Genomic DNA, 24703 nt, shown 5'->3' with positions numbered 1-24703 from the left:
TTCGAAATTAAATACAATTAATATTCAATATAATAAAAAATGATTGTTATCCATGTGGTTACTTAAGGTGGATTTATGGCAAAGAAAAGAGTGAAAGCTCTGCAACTTTCGGTAATTTGTGGGCTGTTGTCGATACAACTTCCTGTATTTTCAGCGCAAGACAATGGGCTAATTTTGACAGAAGAAGCGCCATTGCAGCAAGAGGTGGTGGCAGCCCCTGTGGCGACTATCACACCAACTGAAAGTTTAGCGCAAATTACGGGAGCATTACCTGCCGATATAAAACCTGTTTTTTCTTCACAACTCGCGAAGATTTATGCAGATCGGCAGATGAAACTGTTATGGCAAGATGAAACGGCTATCGAACAGTTTCAGCAACAACTGGCGGAGCTGGCACTTTCAGGGGTACAACCTCAATTTAATGAGTGGTTAGCCGCCCTTGAACATGTTCAGTTGAGCGAATTAGGCCGTGATGTGATTTTGTCTGATGCCATGTTGGGTTATCTACAATATCTTTCTGGTGTTTCAGCTAATGGACAATTTTGGCTATACCGGAAACAGCCTTACAAAATAGCGGCACCTACGGCAGAGCAAATGAAGCCATGGTTGGATGCCGCCGCTGAAAATCGCCTTAATGAATGGGTCAAATTACAAGCGCCTCAACATTCCCTGTATCAGCCTATGCGCGAAGAAATGTTGAGGCAACTAAAAATGGATGACGATGGGTTGGCTTTAGTGGATACCAAAACCCTAAAACCGGGTCAATCGAGTGATGATGTTATCGCTTTACGTGAGATCTTGTATCGCCAAGGGCTACTTGATGAAACGGCGATTAATACAGAGTTAGATGCCGCAGCGCCAGATGCAGAAATCGCCAAAGCGACCGCACAAGCGCGTTTGTATAGTGATGAGCTAGTTGAAGCTGTCAAAAAATTTCAACAGCGCTACGGCTTGGAAGCTGACGGTATGGTGGGGAAAGGCACCAAAGTTTGGCTGAATATGAAACCTCAGCAAAAAGCAGGGCTAATGGCGTTGAATATTCAACGCTTACGTATTATTCCTGAAAATAATGGCACTGGGATCTTGGTGAATATCCCTGCATTTTCATTAAATTTCTTCCTAAATGATGAAGTGATTTTAGATTCGAAAGTGATTGTTGGCCGGCCTGATCGTAAAACGCCAATAATGAGCAGTGCATTAAATAATGTGGTGATCAATCCACCTTGGAGCGTGCCTACCAGCATGGCTCGTAAAGACATTGCACCAAGAGGGAAGCAGGATCCTAGCTATTTTAGCCGCAAAGGTTACACGGTCTATTCCGGATGGGGGGAAGACTCCTTTGAGATTGATCCCTACTCCATCAATTGGGATGTGATCACTCCAGCGAATTTCCCTTATCGGATCCGCCAAGCACCGGGGCCAACCAACTCATTAGGCCGCTATAAATTTAATATGCCAAGTTCGGATGCAATCTACCTGCATGATACACCGAACCACAGCTTATTTAATCGGAGTGCACGTGCTATCAGTTCAGGGTGCGTACGGGTAAATAAAGCTAGCGAATTAGCCAGTATCTTGTTAGGTGATGCAGGGTGGGAGCAAAAGCGTATTGATGGTGCAGTAAAAGCAGGAAGTACGCGTTATGTGAATATTCCGGATAGGATCCCCGTTTATCTTTATTATCAAACGGCGTGGGTAGACAAAGAGCAACAGCCTCAGTACCGCGCTGATATTTACCAATATGATAATAGTATCAATAATGCTGAAAAATATTTACCCGTAATAAAAAACATCTTACATTAAATGTGATATCAGGGAGGTTTCCTCCCTGATATTTCTATTATCACTAATAATTAGTTGATAGTGGGTTACACTTAAGTATCAAAACCTATATTTTCAATGATTACTCAATAACAAGAAGATATTCTGTTTATTATGAGTGACCAAGTTCACTCTTTTGGCGTAAATATGCCAAATTTGCGCTTATTTACTTATTTCTTTACATTTTTATACATTAAAGTTAAATATCATTTGTTAGACTGAACAATAGTATAAATTTTGTTCCTATACTCTCTCATTCGAGATGCAGCTAGGCGCGCAATGAAGTGATTCGAAAGAAGTTAGCCGCTAAGTTGTAGCTCGAACGGCTGGGTATGTTTAACCCATTGAAATTTGAGTTACCATCTATGGATATTATCGACCAAAATCGCCGCAAGTGGTTAGGTGCTGGTGCAGCCGCTTTTGGGCTGAGTTTATTGCCTAGCCATGTTTTTGCTGCTATGACGACGCCTAAACCAAAAATTTTGCGTTTTCAAAACCTCAATACTGGGGAATTTTTAAAAACAGAGTTTTTTGATGGACGCCATTATAACAAATCTGAGTTAGCTCGATTAAATCACTTATTCCGTGATTACCGTTGCGATAAAGTCAAAACCATTGATCCTAAGTTATTCGACCAAATTTATATGTTACAGGTTATGTTAGGGTCGAATAAGCCTATTCAATTGATTTCAGGTTACCGTTCACTTGAAACAAATAATGCCTTGCGCCGTAGCAGCTCGGGGGTGGCGAAAAAGAGTTACCATACTCGTGGACAAGCAATGGACTTCCATATCGAAGGGATACAATTGAGCCATATCCGTAAAGCGGCACTGAAAATGAGAGCTGGCGGCGTTGGTTATTATCCAAAAAGTAATTTCATCCATATTGATACAGGTCCGGCAAGAACATGGTAATCTGTACCTATGCTCAGCGTACTTCAAGTCACCGCACTCGCAGGGATTACTTTGCCTTGCGCTGTTTCTTGAAGTATTTAGGGTATAAATAAAACAGATTACGGAGCGATTGCTTAATGAACTATATGATTATCCCAGTCACCCCTTTTCAGCAAAATTGTCAGGTGATTTGGGATGAAAATACGATGGAAGCAGTGATAGTCGATCCCGGTGGTGAAGCTGAAAAACTCATTGCCGCTATCGAAGAGCGTGGTTTAAAACTCACTAAAATTCTGCTCACACATGGGCATGCTGATCATATCGGTGCAACGGCTATCATTTCTAAGCACTTTTCAGCCCCTATTTATGGCCCACAAAAAGAAGATGCTTTTTGGATTGAAGCGTTAGCAGAGCAACATGCGATGTTTAATATTGAAGGTGGTCCTAGCTTCACCCCTGACTATTGGTTAGAAGAGGGGCAGACTGTTCATTGTGGATCGATGGCCTTTGATGTATTGCATTGCCCCGGTCATACCCCTGGCCACATTATTTTTGTTAACCATGCAGATAAACTTATCTCAATGGGGGATGTGCTGTTTAAAGGGGGGTAGGGCGCAGTGATTTCCCTCGTGGAGACCATCAGGCGTTGATTGCTTCAATCAAAAACAAGGTTCTACCTTTAGGGGATGACTATCAGTTTATCCCAGGCCACGGGCCAATGTCAGATCTTGGTCATGAGCGCAAAACCAATCCATTTTTGCAGGATGATCTTCCTGTTTGGTGATGACGACTTAATCACCATCTAAGCTTGCTTTCACCCTATGAAGCCATGCCCCAACCTGTTGGGACATGGCTATTTCTGTGATTTTATCGAGCTAGTTTTCTGTTCTTTAAAAGAAAAAACGCCTCTCATAATTTATTGAGAGGCGTTCTATTATTGTAAAAACTTTATCGTGTTAAGCCATTACAGTACTTTTACGATGGCTTCACACAGTGGCACCATGTTTTCCAGCGTTAAACCTGCGACGTTGATACGCCCAGAGCTAACTGCATAGATACCAAATTCGCTACGTAAGCGCTCTACCTGCTCTTTATTGAGGCCACTGAAGGAGAACATACCATTTTGGTTGATAATGAAGCTGAAGTCCTGTTTAGCGCCTTTTTCTTCCAGTGTATTCACCAGCAACTGACGCATACGTTTAATACGCTCACGCATTGAGGTCAGCTCTTGGATCCACTCTGCTTTTAGTGCGTCATCAGAAAGAATGGTCGTAACCACGGCTGCACCGTGTGCTGGTGGGTTTGAGTAGTTAGCACGGATAACCGCTTTTGCTTGGCTAAACGCACGCTCTGCATTATCGCTATCTTTCGCAATAATGGTGCAGGCACCGACACGCTCATTATATAAGCCGAAGTTCTTAGAGTAAGAGCTGGCGACGATCATTTCTGGATTTTGTTGGGTAAAGATACGCAGCCCTTCAGCATCTTCATCTAACCCTTTAGCAAAGCCTTGATAAGCGAAGTCAAATACTGGCAGTAAACCTTTCTCCGCGCATAGGGCAGAGAGTTTAGCCCATTGCTCAGCTGTTGGGTCGATACCTGTTGGGTTATGGCAGCAGCCATGCAGAACGATAACATCACCGGCTACCGCAGAAGATAAGCTGTTGAGCATACCATCAAAGTCCATACCATGACTTGCGGCATCATAGTAGTTGTAAGTCAACACTTCTAAGCCAGCGGCTTCAAAAATATTTTTGTGGTTTGGCCATGTTGGATTGCTTATCCAAACACGTTTAGCATTGGTTTGACTAGCGATAAAGTCAGCGGCAATACGTAGGGCACCCGTACCTCCAGGCGCTTGTGCAGTACGAGCGCGTTTAGAGGTGACAATTTCATGCTCTTTACCAAATAACAGCTCTTGGGTGACACGACCAAATTCTGGCATCCCACTGATGGCAAGATAGTTTTTGGTATTTTCGTTTTCAAGCAGGAATTTCTCTGCTTTTTTTACAGTGTCTAAAACAGGGGTTTTACCCGACTCGTCTTTGTAGACGCCGATACCGAGGTTAATTTTGTTTTCACGAGGATCAGCACGGAAACTATCAGCAAGGCCTAAAATAGGGTCAGCAGGGGCAGCAGTAATTTTTTCAAACATGTTGTCGATTCCAAAGCTCAGTTGTTAAGCCGAAAATGTTGAGTGCTCAGGTTAACGCGCAGAAAACAATTTGCCAACCGTTTTACTAAAAATTGGCAAGATCTTGTGATGCAGGTATAAATTGCATGGGATATGACCATTAATCGCACAAAATACAGCGGTTTTCACTTACTTCCCCACAGATTAACTTAAGAATTGATTTTTATGCGAGATTTAATGGCTTAGCGGTAACTAAAAGGTGGAAAGACAATAGGTTGTGCAAGCTCGCTATACAGACGAAAAAAGCAACGCCGAAGCGTTGCTTTTCAAAACAGATTTCACTGTTGTCTGAATTATTGTTTAAACAATAATTAGAACTGGTAAACCAGACCCAGACCCAGAACGTTATCAGTGTTGATACCGTATTCTTTAGTGAAGTCGTTGTCTTTCAGCAGGTTGATTTTGTAATCAACAACTGCAGACATGTTTTTGTTGAAGTAGTAGTATGAACCTACAGAGATGTATTTAACCAGATCTTGGTTGTCGTAACCATTACCTAAGTTTTTACCTTTAGATTGGTTATAACCAATAGATGGTTTCAGACCGAAGTCGAACAGGTATTGAGCAACTAATTCAACGTTTTCAGTTTTGTTAGCGATCAGATCAAGGTCACCGTAGCGAGATGTATTTTGAGTTTGACCGTACATAGCTGCTAAGTAAACGTTGTTAGCGTCGAATTTACCACCAACGTTCCATGCTTGAGCACGTTTACCAGTTGCGCTGTAGTAAGAATCACCTTCAGATGTAACTACACCAGCTTTTTGGTTTGGAGTACGAGAAGAGCTAGAATAACCACCACCCAGAGTTACGCCCCAGCCTAACTCATACGCAGTTGAGAAACCGTAGCCGTCACCGTTGTCTTTAGCCATACCAGCGCTTGACTTGTTGTTGTCGCCGTTTTTACCTTGATATTGCAGAGCGAAGCTCAGGCCATCAACATAACCGAATGCGTTGTTGTTACGGTAAGTTAACAGGTTACGGTTACGGCTAGTCATGAAGTTATCAGTTTGATCCATAGTGTCCGCGCCCCACAGTGGGAACACGTCGGTCCATGCGTTCGTGTCGTATACTACACCGTAGTTACGGCCGTAGTCGATTGAACCGAAGTCAGCAAATTTCAGACCCGCGTAAGCCAGACGGTTTTTGTTTTCACCTTCATTTTCAGCTTTGTTAGTCTTAGTTTCCCACTCAAAACGACCAAAACCAGTCAGTTGGTCAGTGATTTGAGTATCACCTTTAACACCTAAACGAACGCGTGAGTCGTCGCCATCTTCACTTTTCTTACCTTTATCAGCAGAAGCAAAATAGTGACGAACGTCAACTTTACCGTAAACGTCTAGTTTGTTGCCGTCTTTGTTGTATACTTCAGCTGCGTTTGCTGCGCCTGCAGCCAACAGAGCTGGGATAACCATTGCAAGAATATTGCGTTTCATCATTATTATTACCCTCATTGGTGTTATTCGGACACCTGCCACTGCCAAAAATAATTCTCAAAAAAATTTGGAACTATTTATGAGAGATTAGTGTCGTCTATGTCGGCGTCCAGTGTTCCATTGGTAAATAAATTTATCTACCCTCAAAGTGCTACAAAAATAAAGATTCTGAAACAAATGGTAACAAGGTGTTTCAAAATGTAAAAAATAGAGTGAAAAATAACCACAGGTATGACCAGTTTAAAAATAATTACAAAATTTAGGGAACTTTTTTAAAGGTCAAATTGAACTTTTTTTGAACAGCTTAGATAAATATAAGTGATAGATTTGCTTATAGAGAAAACAAAAAACGATGAAAAAAGCGGAATTTTCCGATCTAAGCTAAATCAATTTAAAAAGGGTGCAGAAATTGTGCTCAGTTGGTAACGCTGTGATGTATTTCGCAAATCGACTAAAAAGAATGACGGTGATAAAAAATATCGAGCCATGATAGGCTCGATATTGGAAGCTTATTTGGAAAAGCTGTAGTGATTAGAATGCCGCATTGCGTGGTGTACGTGGGAATGGGATCACTTCACGGACGTTACCGACACCTGTTACATAAGCCACTAAGCGCTCGAACCCGAGGCCAAAGCCTGAGTGAGGCACGGTGCCGTAACGACGTAGGTCACGATACCACCAGTAATCTTCTTTGTTCATTCCAAGCTCTTCAAGACGCGCGTCTAACATATCAAGGCGCTCTTCACGTTGTGAACCACCGATGATTTCACCAATACCGGGGGCGAGTACATCCATTGCTGCCACTGTCTTGCCATCTTCGTTAAGGCGCATATAGAAAGCTTTAATGTCCTTAGGATAGTTTTTAACAACCACAGGTGCTTTGAAATGTTGCTCAGCCAAATAGCGCTCATGCTCAGAAGACATATCAACCCCCCAGTAAACGGGGTTTTCAAATTTCTTACCGCAGGTTTCAAGGATCTTGATTGCGTCAGTGTAATCAACTTGAGCGAAATCTGAATTAACGAAGCTTTCAAGGCGGTTGATAACCTCTTTGTCGACACGTTGAGCGAAGAACTCAAGGTCATCGCGGCGCTCATCCAGCGCAGCTTTAAAGACAAACTTCAACATTTGCTCAGCAAGGCCCGCAACATCGTCTAGGCTAGCAAAGGCCACTTCTGGCTCTACCATCCAGAACTCCGCTAAGTGGCGGCTGGTGTTTGAGTTCTCTGCACGGAATGTTGGGCCAAAGGTATAGACTTTGCTTAATGCGGTGGCATAAGCTTCGCCGTTTAATTGACCGGATACGGTTAAGAAGGATTCACGACCAAAGAAGTCTTCACTGAAATCCACTTCGCCTTTGTCGTTACGTGGCAGGTTGTTGTAATCCAGTGTAGAAACACGGAACATTTCACCTGCACCCTCGGTATCAGAAGCTGTAATAATTGGGGTAGAAACCCAAAAATAGCCTTGCTCATCAAAGAAACGATGCAGCGCTTGGGCGAGGGTATGGCGAACACGAGCTACCGCACCAATTAAGTTGGTACGAGGACGCAAGTGTGCGACTTCACGTAAGTACTCAACGCTATGACGTTTTGCAGCCATAGGGTAAGTATCCGGATCTTCAACCCAACCAACAACGTTAACGGCTGTTGCTTCTAATTCGAAAGATTGGCCTTGGCCCGGTGACTCTTTCACGATCCCCGTGACTTCAACAGAACAGCCTGTCGTCAAATGCAGGACTTCGTCGTTATAATTAGGTAAATTATTATTGATGACAGCCTGTAATGGGTTAAAGCAGGAACCGTCATAAACGGCGAGGAAAGAAAAACCAGCATTTGAATCTCTCCTTGTACGTACCCAGCCTTGAACGGTGACTTCAGAGCCAACCGCCACACGGCCTTGCAGTACATCGACTACAGGCGCTACGATCATAAAAATTACTCTCTTTTATATAAACGAAATTAACGATGACATTTTCACTGGGCTAAATAAGTCATTTTTCATCTTATAGACCAATGAAAGTATTTGTTTTCCCGAAATTCTCTATTTCAAGGTTAAAGTTCTATGTTACTTGCCGTGAGGCAGGAAACAAGTAAAAAATCGATACTTTTGTACCAAAAAGTGCAATAGCCTCTAGCTATAACCTAGTTGGGGTTAGAATAGCAAGCAAATATATTATTAAGCGACAAGTTATCGTGTTATTGCGTACGCTGAAAGGGGAATTGGTGTGATACCTATTCCCATTAAGGTATCACACAGTGCATCGCCAAATTAGCAAGCCTTTTCCATTTTAGGAAGATCAAACGCTTTGCGAAGCTGATTAACGAACTCATCGTCTTCACAAATGGTTTTACCCGGACTATCGGATAATTTCGCGACGGGTTTGCCGTTGCATTCAACCAATTTGATCACAATATTCAGAGGTACGACACCGGGAATATTGCAAGTGAGCCTTGTGCCAATCCCAAACACAAGGTTAATGCGTTTATGGAAATAGCGATACAGCTCTAATGATTTTTGTAAGTCGAGACTATCTGAGAACACGAGCGTCTTAGTCATTGGGTCAATGCCTAATTTCTCATAGTGCGCAATGGCCTTCTCTCCCCATTCAATAGGATCCCCTGAATCGTGGCGTAATCCTTGGTAGCGCTTCGCAAAGTTATCATCGAAATCACGCAAAAATGCATCCATCGTGATACAGTCCGTTAATGCAATGCCAAGTTGGTCGGGGTATTCGTCAAGCCAACTTTGGAGTGCAGCACGTTGGCTATTGGCTAACTCAGGGCTAATTTGTTGGTGCGCTTGGAACCATTCATGGGCTTGGGTGCCGACGGGGGCTAGCCCTAATTTATGTGCCAGTTTGTAATTACTTGTGCCCACAAGGTAAGGGAACTCCTCTTTAAGCAAGGAGACGATAGCAGATTGGACATCATAGGAAAAACGGCGGCGCGTGCCGAAATCCATGAGTTTAAAGCGGCTAAGGTCGATATGGTTTTCGGCCGCTTGATCATAAAATACCGTCAGTAATTTTTTCAATTGAGTAACGGCATCTTCTTGGGTCACCTGTGGATGCCTATCGCGTTGAACTATTTCACTGATCAAGGCGAGGAGGGGAACTTCCCACATAATCACTTCGCACCATGGGCCACTAATACGAATCGCGAGCTGCCCATCATCCGCAGTGGTGATATTGACCTGTTCAGGTTTAAAGCGAAACGTTTTTAGCCATGCAAGATAATCGTCTTTGAAAAAAGGAAGCTCTTTTAAATAGTTGGCCTCATCATCGGTGAGTGAAAGGTGAGCCATCAATTGGACTTGCTGGCGGATTTCATCGGCATAGGCACCTAGAATTTCACGACTACGACAGCGGAACTCGGCGACAACCGGTACTTGGCTGTAATGGTGAAATACGGCCTGCTGCATATGAAGCTTATAAGCATCAGTGTCAAGCAGTGATGTAATAATAGGGGTAGCGTCTAAATTCATGGCGCGCAGGCGTCCTCGCGGAGCTATCTACTTATTAGCTAAATCGTTAAAGTTGGAAAAGTATACTCACTTTGACAGAAGATAGAAGCCTTATTGCATCACTCTTGTGTCTGTGAGCATTTCCAATATTTATTTATACTCATCACATTTCGAGTTGTCGGCTTATCGGTGACGGTTATGGCCTATTTGCCATGGCTCTCGAATGATTTAGAGTATACGTCATTGACCAGAATGGCACATTAGCGATTAGAGTTGATTAACAAGCGTTAATATACTCATTGCCAGTCATTGAGCATGAAACGATACTAACACGTAATTTTCTATTTAACAGCGTTATAGCATCAACGAACAAACCAATTGTTAACATTTATCGATGCTGATAGTCATAAATCGTTAACATAGTATGATGAGAGTGTTTCTCATATAGCATTTATGTTGCAGCAGCGTATAGTAATATAAAGAAGAATTGGTAAACGACTATATCGAATTAACGAATAAAAAAGGTTTCATATGACCCAATTGCGACAAGCGAAATATCGTCAGGACTACCAAGCACCTGATTATACTATCTCTGAAATTGATCTTGATTTTATCCTCGATCCCGCAAAAACCGTCGTGACGGCAATTAGCCAAGTCAAACGCCTTAACCCAGCCTCATCTACACTGGAACTGCATGGTGAAGACCTTAAATTGGTCTCTATTGAAGTGGATGGTCAGCCTTGGACTGATTATAAAGAGCAAGATGGTAAGCTGATATTGGCATCATTGCCTGAGGCTTTCACATTACGCATAGTGAATGAAATCAGCCCTGAAAAAAACACAGCATTAGAAGGCTTATATGTTTCAGGGGATGCATTATGCACTCAATGTGAAGCAGAAGGTTTCCGCCATATTACTTATTATCAGGATAGGCCGGATGTGTTAGCGCGTTATACGACGACAATTACCGCCGATAAACAGCGCTATCCTTACTTGCTATCGAATGGTAACCGTATTGCCGAAGGGACACTCGATGATGGGCGCCATTGGGTGAAATGGCAAGATCCGTTCCCTAAACCAAGTTACCTATTTGCGTTAGTTGCGGGGGATTTTGATGTTCTTCGCGACACTTTCGTGACGCGCACAGGCCGCGAGGTCGCATTAGAGTTGTTTGTTGATAAAGGCAACCTTGATCGTGCACCATGGGCGATGCAATCCCTAAAAAATGCCATGAAATGGGATGAAGATCGCTTTGGTCTTGAATATGACCTTGATATCTACATGATAGTGGCGGTTGATTTCTTTAATATGGGCGCGATGGAGAATAAAGGGCTGAATGTCTTTAACTCAAAATATGTGCTCGCTAAAAATGAAACCGCAACCGATAAAGACTACTTAAATATAGAATCTGTTATCGGTCATGAATATTTCCATAACTGGACAGGTAACCGTATCACTTGTCGCGATTGGTTCCAACTGAGCCTAAAAGAAGGTTTGACCGTTTTCCGTGATCAGGAGTTCAGTTCAGATCTTGGCTCTCGCTCTGTCAATCGCATTAATAATGTCAAAGTGATGCGTGCGGCTCAGTTTGCTGAAGATGCAAGCCCAATGGCTCATCCAATTCGCCCTGAAAAAGTGATCGAGATGAATAACTTCTATACGCTAACGGTCTATGAAAAAGGGGCTGAAGTTATTCGTATGATCCATACTCTGCTAGGGGAAGAAATGTTTCAAGCGGGTATGCAACTGTATATTCATCGTCATGATGGCAGCGCCGCAACCTGTGACGACTTTGTGCAAGCGATGGAAGATGCTTCGAATGTGGATCTTTCGTTATTCCGTCGTTGGTACAGTCAATCAGGGACACCTGTATTAACGGTTCGTGATGAGTACTTCCCTGAAAAGCAACAGTATGTGCTGCATGTGAGCCAAATGACACCTCCGACCGCGGATCAGTCAGAAAAGCAGCCGTTACACATTCCACTCGATATTGAGTTGTATGGTGAAGATGGGGCCGTTATTCCTCTGCAATATCTTGGCAGTAGCGTAAACGCTGTATTGAATGTTACGCAAGCATCACAAACATTCACTTTTGATAATGTGCCAAGCCGCCCTGTGCCATCATTACTACGTGAATTTTCTGCGCCAGTTAAATTGGACTATCCATACAGTGATGAGCAACTCGCTTTTCTGATGCAGTATGCAAGTAATGAGTTCTCACGTTGGGATGCAGCTCAGCAACTGATCGGTAACTATGTGAAGATCAACGTTGCGAACTATCAGGCGGGCAACGCGCTCGTTCTCCCTGAGCATGTGATTGATGCATTCCGAGCAGTGTTACTTAATGACACCATCGATCCAGCACTCGCGGCACTGATTTTGACTCTGCCTTCTGAAAATGAGATGGCAGAATTTTTCCAAACTATCGACCCTGATGCCATCCATCATGTTGCTAACTTTATCGCTCATCAACTGGCGACAGCAATGGCTGATGAATTCCTCGCGGTTTATCAATCGATTAAAATTGATGGCTACCGTGTTGACCACAGCGATATTGCGAAACGTTCATTACGTAACGTGTGTTTACAGTATATTGCAGCAGGCGATGATCAAGCACTCGCAGACAAATTAGTGTCAGAACAATTCAAATCGGCCGATAATATGACCGACTCTTTAGCCGCATTAACGGCGGCGAGTGAGTCTCAGTTACCGTGCCTAGAGTCATTAATGACGGCCTTTGATGAGCGTTGGCACCACGATGGCCTAGTGATGGATAAATGGTTTACATTGCAAGGTACTAGCCCTGCTCCGGATGTCTTGCAGAAAGTACGTAGCTTGCTGAATCACCGTTCATTTAGTATGAGCAACCCAAATCGTGTGCGTTCTTTGGTTGGGGCGTTTACCTCCGGTAACCCGTCAGCTTTCCATGCGAAAGATGGTAGCGGCTATCAATTCCTGTATGAGATCCTCGTGGATTTAAATACACGTAACCCACAGGTCGCATCGCGATTGATTGAACCGTTGATCCGTTTGAAACGTTTTGACGATAAACGCCAAGGCCTGATGCGCAATACGTTAGAGCAACTCAAAGCGTTGGATAACCTTTCAGGTGATCTGTTCGAAAAAGTGACGAAAGCGCTCGAAAGCTAAGTTCTTTACTGATATTAGCTGTGTTGTTAGCCCTTGAACGTCGTTTCAAGGGCTTTTTCTTTTAAATCAGGCAATCATATTAGGTTGTATGCGGTGCTATTCCATTGACAGCAACGGTTCAATTGCCGATTAAGGCAACTTTGGTTTGCAAGTAGCGAATAAATGAATTTTTTATAGAAAAAAAGGCGTAAAATAGGGTAATCTATGTCGCGTTTTATCGGATGAAAATGTATCCCTGTTAAAAATGGCCTCAGCAAATTTCATTTGTTGAGTGTTTTGACGCGCGGAACATTGTGTCTTTTAATCGCTTTATACACAAAATAGTTTGAGGTGTCGGCAGCAAGTGTTATCGCTGTGCTTACAACTTAAAATATGGTGGGTATAGACAGAAATAGGTTATTGGATATGTTATATCACCTTGCCCGCAAGGCTCTATTCCAGTTCGACCCAGAAAAAGCCCATGAACTGACGTTTCGGCAGCTTCAATGTTTAAATAATTCCCCGCTTAAATTCCTTCTCCGCCAATCTGTTGCTACTAAACCTGTTCAATGTATGGGACTGTCTTTTAAAAATCCACTTGGCCTAGCTGCGGGTTTAGATAAAGACGGTGAATGTATTGATGCTTTTGGAGCAATGGGTTTTGGTTTTGTTGAGATTGGAACGGTGACGCCACGGCCGCAATCAGGTAATGATAAGCCTAGATTGTTTAGATTAGTGGAAGCGGAAGCACTGATTAATCGTATGGGGTTCAACAATAAAGGCGTTGATAACCTTGTTGAAAATGTCAAAAAATCAACTTACGGTGGGGTTATTGGCATTAATATCGGTAAAAATAAAGACACCCCAGTGGAACAAGGCAAGGATGACTATTTAATTTGCATGGATAAAGTTTATGCACATGCCGGTTATATTGCTATTAATATTTCATCACCAAATACGCCAGGTTTACGCACTTTGCAATATGGCGAAGCGTTGGATGATTTATTAAGTGGCATAAAAGCCAAGCAACTGGAGTTACAATCGAAATATCAAAAATATGTTCCTGTTGCGGTTAAAGTTGCACCGGATCTGACCGAAGCAGAAATAATCCAAGTTACCGATAGCTTAGTTCGACATAATATTGATGGTGTGATTGCAACCAATACCACGTTAGATCGTTCTTTAGTTCAAGGTTTAAATCATTGTAATGAAGCTGGCGGTTTAAGTGGACGCCCAGTGCAACTAAAAAGCACAGAGGTTATTCGGATCATTTCTCGTGAATTAAAAGGGCAGTTACCTATTATTGGAGTGGGTGGTATAGACTCATTAACTGCTGCGAGAGAAAAAATGGACGCGGGTGCATCATTAATCCAAATTTATTCTGGTTTTATATATAATGGGCCAAAATTAATAAAAGATATTGTGAACCATATATAGTTAACTGTAAATTTACCTAAAGGGGGCTTTATTTATGCTCCCTTTTAATCTATATTGAGTTGGCTGTCTATTTTTAAATCATTTTGTTTTGCATTTTTAAGATCGAATTATTTTGAGCTAGTATCTTAAAAATATATTTATACTCTAACTCATTTGAGTTGCTTTTAGGCAGTAAGCGAATTATTCGTTTAAAAAATCCTTAGAGCAAAATAATGCAACAGCTAGGGTAATTGAGCACGACTCAATTGGCAACTTAAAGTATGGTGAGTATACCGGTAAATCGCTAAGGGATCGTTTATGATAATAAAACCCGATGATCATTGGCGTTGGTATTTTGATCATGACCATGATAGGGTGATGCTAGATCTCGCCAACGGCATGATATTTCGCTCATGTTTTCCCGCAAAAATGCTGACAGCATTCGCACATGATGAAATGCCTTTTAGCATTGAAGATGCTGCGGAGTTTTATATATTTGATGAGCAGGCTAAAAAATTAAATCTATCTCATGAAGAACGGGCTGAATTAGTACTGAACAGTTTAGTGGCATTTCGCTTTTTAAAACCGCAAATGCCGAAAAGTTGGTATTTTTCTCCTTTTCACGATATTCAAGTACCTGCGCAAGGTCAGCTTATTCAAGTGTGTTTAGAAAATAGCCATCATATAGCGACATTTATTATTGCTGAGGCTGGTACGTCGGCAAGTTTGTGTTTATTAGCGGAGGCACAATTAGAATTGCCTGATCGTAAATTACGCTTTTGTGATCCAATTAAGATCATGAATGATCGCATGAGGCAATATAAACGCAAGTCTAATCGCTTACTGTATGAGAATGTCATTTAATTGATCGTCCATGATCTATTAATATGGATATTCTTTAATATTCGCCAATAACACCATCAATAAAATAATCGTTATTATTGAGATGATGGTGTTAGAAAATTAGCTTAAAGCTAATTTAATGGTACTTTTGGGAATGCAACTACAGGCTAAGATATAACCATCCGCTTTAATTGCACTTTGTTTTAATGGTGTGACTTCCCCTTCAATCAACTTTATTTTGCATTGACCACAAATACCAGCACGGCAGGAATAAGGTAAAGTGATCCCTTTTGATTCCAATTGTTCAAGGATCACTTCTTGGTTATTTCCTTCATAATCATGATTTTCAAAAGTGACTGTGACCGTACTTAATGGCGTAGAAGGAGTTTTCGCTTTATTATCCGTTTCTCGCTCTTTTGGGATATACTGATTAGGTTGTTTCTTTTCAAGAACCGTCACGGTATCACCCACTCGTATAATTCCAGTATTATGGATAACGACATTTTGCCCGAAATCCACATCACCACTTTCCGTGGTACGGAAGGTTTGTAGTGTTGCTAATGGTTCTCTGTGTGGATGTTTAATGCCTTTTTCAGGGCTAACAGTCGTTAGAATACAGCGGCTACATGGTCTGTCTAAGCTAAAAACGACATCGCCAATCTGAATCGTTTTCCATGTATCTTCTTCGAAAGGTTGGGCACCGGTGATAATCAAATTACCGCGAAATTGCTCGAGCTTAATGCTGGCGGGGCAACGCCTTTGTAGCTCTTGTACCGAAGCTTCATTAATTAATAAGAAGGGGTAGCCATCGGCAAACGACATAGGCACATCGGGCATGGTTTTGACGCGACGTGACAAGTGAGGACTTAACCAGCGTAGTTGAACAGGCTCATCAAAATAACGACTTAGCCAAGTATTGACTGATTCAGGCGCAATGAGTGCATGAAAATGATTGCCCCAGACTTCAGTTGGACTCTGATTCTCATCAAAGTCCTGATACAATACCGTCACACTTTCACCATCGGGTGCTTTGAGATAAAGCCCATTATTTAACATTGCTGGTGTAAATAGTAACATCTGAGGGTATTTTCTTGCCGTGATAAATTTACCTTCCAGCGTTGTTACCATAAAATTGCGATCAAATATTAGCCCACTGGTATCGGCGTATGCATGAGACAGGCGTATCCCTCTCATTGATTTGACTGGGTGCGTATAAAGGCGTGAAAGCGTAATCATTATTTAATCCTTATAATTGTTGCTGAGCAACTTTATGACAAGTCCATAAGATTAGCTATAATGCGCAACAATTTTTCATCCAAATTGGTAAAAAATACTATGAATTCTCTGTTTGCCAGCACAGCTCGTGGCCTAGAAGAACTATTGAAATCGGAATTGGAAGCTCTGGGCGCTAGTCAGTGCCGAGTTGCACAAGGGGGCGTCTATTTTCAGGCTGATGAACGGGTGATGTATCAGAGTCTACTCTGGAGTAGGCTGGCATCCCGTATCTTATTACCATTGAATGAATTTGATGTTTATAGCGACTTAGATTTATACCTTGGTGTACAAGCTATCGATTGGACTGAGGTATTCTCAGTTGAGGACACATTTTCAGTTCACTTTAGTGGTACAAACGAAGAGATCCGCAATAGCCAATATGGTGCTTTAAAAGTTAAAGATGCCATTGTCGATTGCTTCGTACGTAAATTAGATCAGCGGCCTGATGTTGCACGCCAGCAGCCTGATATTCGTATCAATGTTTACTTGAATAAAGAGAAAGCTAGTGTAGCGCTTGATTTAAGTGGTGATGCACTTCATATCCGTGGTTATCGTGATTTGGCAGGGCAAGCGCCATTAAAAGAGACGTTAGCCGCTGCAATTATCAATCGCTCAGGCTGGCAGCAGGGCACCCCCCTGGTCGATCCTATGTGTGGCTCCGGCACACTATTGATTGAAGCGGCTATGATTGCAGCAGACAGAGCGCCTGGCTTGTACCGTGAACACTGGGGGTTCTATGCTTGGTCAAAATATAACCCTGCATTATGGCGAGAGCTGATCACGGAAGCGCAAGTGCGTTTTCGTCAAGGCCTAAAAGAGACAACATCGCGTTTTTATGGTTTTGATATCGATAAACGAGTGCTTGATATGGCGCGCTCTAATGCACGTAGGGCGGGCGTTCAAACATTAGTGAGTTTCAATCATGGCGATGCTGCTATGCTTGAAAACCCTGTTGAAACAGGCATTAAGGGAACCATTTTAAGTAACCCGCCTTATGGCGAACGTCTTGAAAGTGAGCCTGCATTGATTGCTTTACATAGCCAATTAGGCCGTATTGTGAAGGCGCGTTTCCCTGGTTGGCGTTTATCTATTTTTAGTGCCTCTCCTGAACTGTTAAGTTGCTTACAACTACGCTCTGAACGTGAATTTAAGGCCAAAAATGGCCCATTGGATTGCGTACAGAAAAATTATTTATTGGCAGAAACACCGTCGGAAACGGTCGGTGAAATCTCTCCTGATTTTGCTAATCGCTTACGTAAGAACCATAAAAAACTCAGCAAGTGGGCTAAACAGCAAGGGATTGATTGCTACCGCATCTATGATGCAGATTTGCCAGAATATAATGTGGCTATCGATGTTTATCGTGACAAAGTGGTCGTACAGGAGTATGCACCACCGAAAACGGTGGATGAACGCAAAGCGCGCCAACGTTTATTTGATGTGATCACGGCGACGATGAATGTATTGCAGCTGTCATCTAACCAGTTGGTATTAAAAACACGCCAACGTCAGAAAGGTAAACAGCAATATGAAAAACTAGCACAAAAAGAGGATTTCTTTTTAGTGCAAGAATACAACGCTAAGATGCTGGTGAACTTAACCGACTATCTTGATACGGGGCTGTTTTTAGACCACCGCATTGCTCGGCGCATGTTAGGACAAATGAGTCGTGGTGCAGATTTTCTTAATCTCTTCTGCTACACCGGCTCCGCAACAGTTCATGCAGGGCTTGGAGGCGCGAAAAGCACCACGTCAGTTGATATGTCGCGTACCTATCTTGAGTGGGCAGAGAAAAACTTACAGGCTAACGGCTTAACGGGGCGCCAACATCGCTTGATCCAAGCTGACTGCTTAAACTGGTTGGCGAATAGCCCAGAACAATTTGATTTGATCTTTATTGATCCGCCAACATTCTCAAACTCAAAGCGAATGGATGGTACTTTTGATGTACAGCGCGACCATGTTCAGTTGATCACTCACCTAAAACGCATGTTACGTCGTGGTGGTACCATCATGTTCTCTAACAATAAGCGTGGCTTTAAAATGGATATCGAAGCTCTGAATGCGTTAGGACTACAAGCAGAAGAAATTACCGCCAAAACGCGTTCAGAAGATTTTGCTCGTAATCGTCAGATTCATAACTGCTGGCTGATCCGCCATGCAGCATAAAGGATAACATCAATGGCTTTAATTAATTTATCGGGTGCATACCTTTCGTTTAGTGATGCCCCTTTATTGGATAACACGGAACTTCATATCGAAGAAAATGAGCGTGTCTGTTTAGTTGGACGCAACGGTGCGGGTAAATCGACACTCATGCGCGTCCTAACTAAAGAGCAGCCTCTTGATGATGGGCAACTGCTTTACCAACAAGATCTCGTGGTTGCTCGTTTACAGCAAGACCCACCCCGTAATATTGAAGGGACGATTTTTGACTTTGTTGCCGAAGGCGTAGCAGAGCAGGCAGAATACCTCAAAGAGTATCACCATGTTTCTAAATTGGTGGAAACCGATCCGAGTGAAAAGAATTTAAATAAATTAGCTGAATTACAAGAAGTACTAGATAGCCGTAACTTATGGCTATTGGATGCCCGTATCAGTGATGTCTTGAAAAAATTGGATTTGCCAGCGGATACTCAACTGTCATCACTGTCTGGGGGTTGGCTACGTAAAGCGGCTCTTGGTCGTGCATTAGTGAGTAATCCACAAGTCCTCTTTCTTGATGAGCCGACTAACCACTTGGATATCGAAACCATTTTATGGTTAGAAAACTTTTTGAAAGATTTCCAAGGTAGTATCGTATTTATTTCCCATGACCGCTCATTTATTCGCAATATGGCAACACGTATTGTTGATCTGGATAGAGGCAAGTTATCGTCATGGCCGGGCAATTATGATGATTACTTGGTGGCAAAAGAAGAAGCGTTGCGTGTGGAAGAGATGCAAAATGCAGAATTTGACCGCAAGTTGGCCCAAGAAGAAGCGTGGATCAGACAAGGTATTAAAGCGAGACGTACCCGTAATGAAGGGCGTGTTCGTGCACTCAAGGCCTTGCGCGTAGAACGCTCTCAGCGCCGTGAAGTGCTGGGAAGTGCGAAAATGCAGGTTGAGGAAGCGTCTCGCTCAGGGAAAATTGTCTTTGAACTGGAAAATGTGAATTACCAAATCAATGATAAAGTACTGGTTAAAGACTTTAGTGCGCAAGTGTTACGTGGAGACAAAATCGCTTTAGTTGGGCCAAACGGCTGCGGTAAAACAACCCTGCTCAAATTGATGTTGGGTGATCTCAAAGCAGATAGTGGCAGAGTGCACTGTGGAACTAAATTAGAAGTCGCTTATTTTGATCAGCACCGCGCCGCACTCGATCCTGATAAGACGGTCATGGATAACCTTGCAGAAGGGAAGCAAGAGGTGATGGTCAATGGTAAACCACGCCACGTACTCGGTTATCTACAAGACTTTATGTTCCCGCCCAAACGCGCCATGACACCGGTACGAGCATTATCTGGTGGTGAGCGTAATCGTTTGTTACTTGCACGCTTATTTTTAAAGCCAAGCAACTTATTGATCCTCGATGAACCGACCAATGACCTTGATGTCGAAACACTAGAACTGCTTGAAGAGTTGGTCGATAGCTATCAAGGCACTGTTTTATTGGTTAGTCATGATCGTGAATTTGTTGATAATAGCGTAACAGAGTGTTGGATTTTTGAAGGTAACGGGGTGATTAACCGTTACGCTGGAGGCTATTTTGATGCCCAACAGCAAAAAGCACAAACCGTGAGCTTGAAAAATTCACAACAAAGTAAAATAGCGGAGCAAGATAAATCGCCTAAGGTAAAAGAACCTACAAAGCGAAATAATAAGATAAGCTACCATTTACTACGTGAATTAGAACAATTACCATCGAAGCTCGAACAGCTAGAAGGTGAAATTGAAGCACTTCAAGCGGCGATTGGTGATGCTGATTTCTTCAACCAGCCTCACGATATAACCGAAAAAACATTAAATACATTAGCTGAAAAGGAACAAGCGCTAGAGCAGGCGTTTGACCGCTGGCAAGAGCTTGAGCTACTGAAAAATGGCTAGTTTATCGTTCAGGAAATAAGAAGGGGCGAATCACCTTGTGCTCTCATGAGTCTCATGAACATGTGCTGTGCACACAATGCGACATGCTGGTTGCGGTACCTGAATTAGAACAGGGGACTAAAGCAACCTGCCCACGCTGTCATACAGTGTTGGTGTCAAAGTGGCGCTATCCATACAAGCAGCCGGCAGCGTATGCGTTTAGCGCATTAATTATGCTGCTCGTCGCTTGTATGTTTCCATTTGTCAAAATGAGTGCGGCTGGGATTGAAAATGAAATTTCTATATTTCAAATTATCGAGATTATTTCGACAACGCGTTACAGCAGCTTAGCCCTCTTTTTTCTGTTATTTTCATTAGTCATCCCTGCCTTTTGTATGGTGACAATCATACTATTGGGATTACAAGTGTATGTTCCAAAAAGAATCAAAGTGTGGATCAGCCGTATCCTATTTCAAATGAAATCTTGGTGTATGGCGGAAATTTTCCTCGCAGGGGTTCTGGTTAGCTTTGTAAAACTGATTGCTTATGGTGACATTGGTGTTGGGTTAAGCTTTTTGCCGTATTGTCTATTTTGCCTCTTGCAAGTTAGGGCATTTCAATGCCTTGACCGGCATTGGATGTGGAACAAAATTGAAGCAGCCCCTAAGTTAGCTCATAAATTAGAAGTAGGGCGAACTGGGATCAGCCAAAACGTAAGGCTGTGCCTAGTGTGCACGGCTATCTTACCGGCGGAACAATCCCAATGCCCGCGCTGTTACGCTCGTGGTAGCGTACGTAAGCATCAAAGTATACAGTGGACAGTTGCGCTGCTATTGACCTCGTTTTTCCTATATATTCCAGCGAATGTCTTACCGGTGATGACGACCAATATGTTGGGTAGCGATATGGACTCAACGATTATGGACGGCGTGATATTATTGTGGGGGGATGGCTCTTATCCTGTCGCATTAATTATTTTTATCGCCAGTATTATGGTGCCCTCGTTAAAAATGATAGGTATCGCGTGGTTATGTCTTGACTCTCAAGGTTATGGCAACCGAGACCCACATCGAATGCACTTTATTTATGAATTGGTGGAGTATGTGGGGCGTTGGTCAATGATCGATGTGTTTGTCATTACTATTTTGGCCGCATTGGTACAAATGGGGCAATTAATGAGTATCGTCCCTGCACAGGGCGTTATTTTCTTTGGTGTCGTTGTGATTTTAACGATGTTTGCTGCGATGACTTTCGACCCTCGATTAACATGGGATCGTTGTGAAAAGAAAAGTGCGGTAAAAGTTGTTGAACAAGAAGGAGCCATCGGGTGAGTGAACAAGAAACACCACAGGCCAATGCCAAAATCAGTAAATTGAAAAGTTGGTCACCTGTTTGGGTGATCCCTATCGTTACTGTTCTCATTGGTGCTTGGATACTATTTTATCACTTCAGCCATCAAGGCCCTGAAGTGACATTAATTACTTACAATGCAGAAGGCATTGAAGCGGGTAAAACCAAAATCAAGAGCCGTAGTGTGGATATTGGTATTGTTGAAAGCGTGACGCTGGATGACAACTTCAGTCGAGTTGTTATCAAAGCACGCTTAAATAGCGATATGAAAGATCTCCTACGTGCGGATTCTGCATTTTGGATCGTAAAACCGACAATTGGCCGTGAAGGTGTGACAGGATTAGGCACATTGCTTTCGGGAGTTTTCATCGAATTACAACCCGGTAACTCTAAAAAGGAGCATAACGAGTTTACACTGCTTGATTCGCCGCCTTTAGCCTCACCGGATGCGAAAGGGATCCGCGTTATCTTGGTGAGTGACCGCGCTGGACAACTCAATCCAGGCGACCCTGTACTGTTTAGAGGCTACCGTGTTGGCTCAGTTGAAACCAGTAATTTCGACATGAGTAAGCGTGATATGCGCTATCAACTGTTCATCAACGCACCTTATGATAAGTTAATTAGTACGAATGTGCGCTTTTGGAAGGACAGTGGTATTGCATTTGATATGTCATCGCAAGGGATCCATGTTGAGCTTGGCTCTATTGCCACCTTGCTGACAGGAGGCGTAAGCTTTGATGTACCTGCTGGCTGGGCGCCGGGGGAAGGTGTAAAAGAAAATACAGAATTTAAACTCTTTGATAACCAAAGTAGTATTCAAAACTCTCTGTATACTGAATACCAAGATTTCGTTCTGTTCTTCTCTGACTCAGTACGTGGGCTACAGCCTGGTGCACCGGTGGAGTTCCGTGGTATTCGCCTAGGAACGGTCGCTCAAGTGCCATTCTATACCAAAGGCCTCGACCAAAAACTGGATAACGATTTCCGTATTCCTGTATTAATTCATATTGAGCCTGAGCGTTTTGCAAAAGATGTTGGTGCTGATTTTAACTTGAAAAATGAGTTGAAATTAGCGATGAAGGATGGGCTTCGTGCATCGTTAAAATCTGGGAACTTGCTAACAGGGGCACTGTTTGTTGATCTCGACTTTGTGCCTAATGTGCCTGAATATAAAGGGCCAACTGTGGTGGCTGGTTATAAAGTCATCCCAACGACGAGCGGTGGCTTAGCGCAAATTCAGCAAAAAGTGATTTCTGTGCTGGATAAAATCAATGCGATGCCGATTGAGCCTATGCTGAATCAAACGACTCAAACGTTGGCTGAAGGGCAAAAAACGATCAAAGAAGCGCAAGTTATGCTCGCTGAGCTAAATAAAGTGATGGGAAGTAAAGAGTTCCAGAAACTCCCTCAAGACTTGCAAAAAACGTTGAATGAAATGAACCGTGCGATGCAAGGGTTCCAGCCGGGGTCTCCTGCATATAATAAGATGGTCGATAATATGCAACGTTTAGATCAGGTGCTTAGGGAAGTTCAGCCACTGTTACGTACTTTGAATAATAAGAGTAATGCCTTGGTATTCGAAGCTGAGCCGTCTAAGGATCCTGTACCGAAAGGAGTGAAAAAATAATGAGATATCTGATATCGATATTTGTTTTAATGCTGGCGGCTTGTAGCAGCACCCCTGAAAAAGTGTATTACCAATTGCCGGTGAAATCGCCGGCAACACAAAGTGCGGTTGTGATGGGGCAACAAAATCAAATTTGGTTACAGCGCATCATGCTGGCGGATGTTCTGACATCAAATGGTATTACTTACCAAACGTCAGATGTCAGTTACAATAATGCTAGCTCCCATTTATGGGCTAGCCCATTAGAACAACAGTTAGGACAATCCATGGTGAGTGAATTGTCTTCTGCGTTGCCGGGGCGTTTAGTCTCATTACAACCTTTGCAGAATTCGCCGGACACATTGGATATTACGCTAACAAGTTTTAATGGCCGCTACGATGGCAAGGTATTAGTTCAAGGGTTCTGGACTTTGTCGCGTGGCAAAGAGATCATCCGTCGTAACTTCGATATACAGCTTGAACAAAAAGAAGATGGCTATCCAGAATTAGTCCGTACGCTGGCTGATGGATGGCAGCAAGTTGCGAGTGAGATTGCTAAAGAGGCCAATAAATCTTAAGTAATATTCACTATTTTCATCAATAAAGTGCATCTTACGCCGTCATTGGCTAAGGTGCATTTTTTTATAAAATTGGTTGCATATCATTCAATTATAAAATATTTCAATATAAATACATATAATAAAATTGATATTAATTTATTTAAAATCAACGAGTTGTCATAATTTGAAAATATAAATCACATTTATAGCATTTATGACATTTATATGAAATTCTTTACTTGATTTTCTAATCTGTCGGCTGTATTTCTATAGTGTACCTAAATGAGATGATCCCCTACATAGTTTGAATTGTCTGTGAGTGGCAAGGCAAGCTATCCCTAAGTATCAAGAAAGGGTCGGTGAGCGGAATCCCACTAGTGACTTAACTTAACGCTATGAAGGGCTTAGGTGCTGTTTTCTTTTCCATTTTAGACAATGAGGGAAGTAAGGCATGAAAAGACAGAAGCGAGACCGTTTAGAAAGAGCTTTATCAAGAGGTTATCAAGCAGGTATAGCAGGTCGTTCTAAAGAATTGTGCCCCTACCAATCTGTAGATGCACGATCGCACTGGTTAGGAGGCTGGCGTAAAGCCATGGAGGACAGGGCGATTCTCTCTGCATAATCAGGCAGAACAAAGCCTAACTTATTCG

At 42.6% G+C, this 24703-nt stretch carries 16 protein-coding genes and 1 pseudogene; 12 read left to right on the top strand and 5 right to left on the bottom strand.

Annotated elements, in window-relative coordinates; translation table 11 throughout:
* The first annotated feature begins 75 nt into the window (after positions 1-75).
* The 3 genes and pseudogenes from ldtD (at position 76) to M1E93_RS13305 (ending at position 3498) form a co-directional block, all read left to right on the top strand.
* Positions 76-1803, top strand: a complete 1728-nt coding sequence (gene ldtD / locus M1E93_RS13315; protein ID WP_104873366.1) for a L,D-transpeptidase — start codon at positions 76-78, stop codon at positions 1801-1803.
* Between the two features lie 383 nt (positions 1804-2186).
* Complete coding sequence (locus M1E93_RS13310; RefSeq protein WP_014657936.1) at positions 2187-2735, top strand: YcbK family protein; 549 nt, start codon at positions 2187-2189, stop codon at positions 2733-2735.
* Positions 2736-2851: 116 nt separating this feature from the next.
* Positions 2852-3498: pseudogene (locus tag M1E93_RS13305) on the top strand (MBL fold metallo-hydrolase).
* A 180-nt stretch (positions 3499-3678) separates the two neighbouring features.
* On the opposite strand, the gene M1E93_RS13300 reads toward M1E93_RS13305, so the two are convergent.
* The 4 genes from M1E93_RS13300 to pncB all read right to left on the bottom strand — a co-directional run bounded on the left by M1E93_RS13300 (position 3679) and on the right by pncB (position 9827).
* On the bottom strand, positions 3679-4869 hold the full coding sequence (locus tag M1E93_RS13300) for an amino acid aminotransferase (protein WP_004918170.1): 1191 nt from the start codon (positions 4867-4869) through the stop codon (positions 3679-3681).
* A gap of 350 nt (positions 4870-5219) precedes the next feature.
* On the bottom strand, positions 5220-6341 hold the full coding sequence (locus tag M1E93_RS13295; protein ID WP_426207289.1) for a porin: 1122 nt from the start codon (positions 6339-6341) through the stop codon (positions 5220-5222).
* 531 nt (positions 6342-6872) lie between these two features.
* The gene (gene asnS, locus M1E93_RS13290) at positions 6873-8273 is read right to left on the bottom strand and encodes an asparagine--tRNA ligase (RefSeq protein WP_004918174.1); all 1401 of its coding nucleotides are present in this window, start codon (positions 8271-8273) and stop codon (positions 6873-6875) included.
* 339 nt (positions 8274-8612) lie between these two features.
* Positions 8613-9827 (bottom strand): nicotinate phosphoribosyltransferase, encoded by a 1215-nt coding sequence (pncB, locus tag M1E93_RS13285; RefSeq protein WP_004918176.1) that lies wholly within the window; start codon positions 9825-9827, stop codon positions 8613-8615.
* A 510-nt stretch (positions 9828-10337) separates the two neighbouring features.
* On the opposite strand from pncB, the gene pepN reads away from it, so the two are divergent.
* The 3 genes from pepN to M1E93_RS13270 all read left to right on the top strand — a co-directional run bounded on the left by pepN (position 10338) and on the right by M1E93_RS13270 (position 15215).
* A complete protein-coding gene (gene pepN, locus M1E93_RS13280; protein WP_088498589.1) occupies positions 10338-12956 on the top strand; it encodes an aminopeptidase N in 2619 nt (872 codons plus the stop codon).
* Positions 12957-13361: 405 nt separating this feature from the next.
* The gene (gene pyrD, locus M1E93_RS13275) at positions 13362-14372 is read left to right on the top strand and encodes a quinone-dependent dihydroorotate dehydrogenase (RefSeq protein ID WP_014657940.1); all 1011 of its coding nucleotides are present in this window, start codon (positions 13362-13364) and stop codon (positions 14370-14372) included.
* 297 nt (positions 14373-14669) lie between these two features.
* Positions 14670-15215 carry a cell division protein ZapC gene (locus M1E93_RS13270; protein ID WP_426206988.1) on the top strand — a complete coding sequence of 182 codons (546 nt, stop codon included), beginning with the start codon at positions 14670-14672 and terminating at the stop codon, positions 15213-15215.
* A gap of 99 nt (positions 15216-15314) precedes the next feature.
* Here the strand turns inward: M1E93_RS13270 and M1E93_RS13265 are convergent, their stop codons facing one another.
* Positions 15315-16430 carry a YcbX family protein gene (locus M1E93_RS13265; protein WP_104873367.1) on the bottom strand — a complete coding sequence of 372 codons (1116 nt, stop codon included), beginning with the start codon at positions 16428-16430 and terminating at the stop codon, positions 15315-15317.
* A gap of 99 nt (positions 16431-16529) precedes the next feature.
* Between M1E93_RS13265 and rlmKL the strand changes: the two genes are divergently transcribed.
* From rlmKL to rmf, 6 genes are all read left to right on the top strand, one after another.
* Positions 16530-18638, top strand: coding sequence for a bifunctional 23S rRNA (guanine(2069)-N(7))-methyltransferase RlmK/23S rRNA (guanine(2445)-N(2))-methyltransferase RlmL (rlmKL, locus tag M1E93_RS13260; protein ID WP_004918187.1), 2109 nt, complete (start codon positions 16530-16532; stop codon positions 18636-18638).
* 12 nt (positions 18639-18650) lie between these two features.
* Positions 18651-20558 (top strand): ABC transporter ATP-binding protein, encoded by a 1908-nt coding sequence (locus M1E93_RS13255; RefSeq protein WP_004918188.1) that lies wholly within the window; start codon positions 18651-18653, stop codon positions 20556-20558.
* A gap of 35 nt (positions 20559-20593) precedes the next feature.
* Entirely contained in the window at positions 20594-21868 is a 1275-nt protein-coding gene (gene pqiA / locus M1E93_RS13250) for a membrane integrity-associated transporter subunit PqiA (RefSeq protein ID WP_071599643.1), read from the top strand.
* The gene (gene pqiB, locus M1E93_RS13245) at positions 21865-23514 is read left to right on the top strand and encodes an intermembrane transport protein PqiB (RefSeq protein ID WP_004918196.1); all 1650 of its coding nucleotides are present in this window, start codon (positions 21865-21867) and stop codon (positions 23512-23514) included. The genes pqiA and pqiB overlap by 4 nt, the downstream gene beginning before the upstream one ends.
* A complete protein-coding gene (pqiC, locus tag M1E93_RS13240; RefSeq protein WP_004918199.1) occupies positions 23514-24071 on the top strand; it encodes a membrane integrity-associated transporter subunit PqiC in 558 nt (185 codons plus the stop codon). The genes pqiB and pqiC overlap by 1 nt, the downstream gene beginning before the upstream one ends.
* 433 nt (positions 24072-24504) lie before the next feature.
* On the top strand, positions 24505-24675 hold the full coding sequence (gene rmf, locus M1E93_RS13235) for a ribosome modulation factor (protein WP_014657943.1): 171 nt from the start codon (positions 24505-24507) through the stop codon (positions 24673-24675).
* Positions 24676-24703 lie beyond the last annotated feature (28 nt).

Source organism: Providencia sp. PROV272, from assembly GCF_049901975.1.
GTDB classification, from domain to species: Bacteria; Pseudomonadota; Gammaproteobacteria; order Enterobacterales; family Enterobacteriaceae; genus Providencia; species Providencia stuartii.
This window is presented reverse-complemented; position numbering and strand designations above follow the sequence as displayed.

Excerpts from the sequence above, each read along its gene's own strand:
- ldtD (WP_104873366.1), top strand. The coding sequence starts at position 76 with ATGGCAAAGAAAAGAGTGAAAGCTCTGCAACTTTCGGTAATTTGTGGG.
- M1E93_RS13310 (WP_014657936.1), top strand. The coding sequence starts at position 2,187 with ATGGATATTATCGACCAAAATCGCCGCAAGTGGTTAGGTGCTGGTGCA.
- M1E93_RS13300 (WP_004918170.1), bottom strand. The coding sequence starts at position 4,869 with ATGTTTGAAAAAATTACTGCTGCCCCTGCTGACCCTATTTTAGGCCTT.
- M1E93_RS13295 (WP_426207289.1), bottom strand. The coding sequence starts at position 6,341 with ATGAAACGCAATATTCTTGCAATGGTTATCCCAGCTCTGTTGGCTGCA.
- asnS (WP_004918174.1), bottom strand. The coding sequence starts at position 8,273 with ATGATCGTAGCGCCTGTAGTCGATGTACTGCAAGGCCGTGTGGCGGTT.
- pncB (WP_004918176.1), bottom strand. The coding sequence starts at position 9,827 with ATGAATTTAGACGCTACCCCTATTATTACATCACTGCTTGACACTGAT.
- pepN (WP_088498589.1), top strand. The coding sequence starts at position 10,338 with ATGACCCAATTGCGACAAGCGAAATATCGTCAGGACTACCAAGCACCT.
- pyrD (WP_014657940.1), top strand. The coding sequence starts at position 13,362 with ATGTTATATCACCTTGCCCGCAAGGCTCTATTCCAGTTCGACCCAGAA.
- M1E93_RS13270 (WP_426206988.1), top strand. The coding sequence starts at position 14,670 with ATGATAATAAAACCCGATGATCATTGGCGTTGGTATTTTGATCATGAC.
- M1E93_RS13265 (WP_104873367.1), bottom strand. The coding sequence starts at position 16,430 with ATGATTACGCTTTCACGCCTTTATACGCACCCAGTCAAATCAATGAGA.
- rlmKL (WP_004918187.1), top strand. The coding sequence starts at position 16,530 with ATGAATTCTCTGTTTGCCAGCACAGCTCGTGGCCTAGAAGAACTATTG.
- M1E93_RS13255 (WP_004918188.1), top strand. The coding sequence starts at position 18,651 with ATGGCTTTAATTAATTTATCGGGTGCATACCTTTCGTTTAGTGATGCC.
- pqiC (WP_004918199.1), top strand. The coding sequence starts at position 23,514 with ATGAGATATCTGATATCGATATTTGTTTTAATGCTGGCGGCTTGTAGC.
- rmf (WP_014657943.1), top strand. The coding sequence starts at position 24,505 with ATGAAAAGACAGAAGCGAGACCGTTTAGAAAGAGCTTTATCAAGAGGT.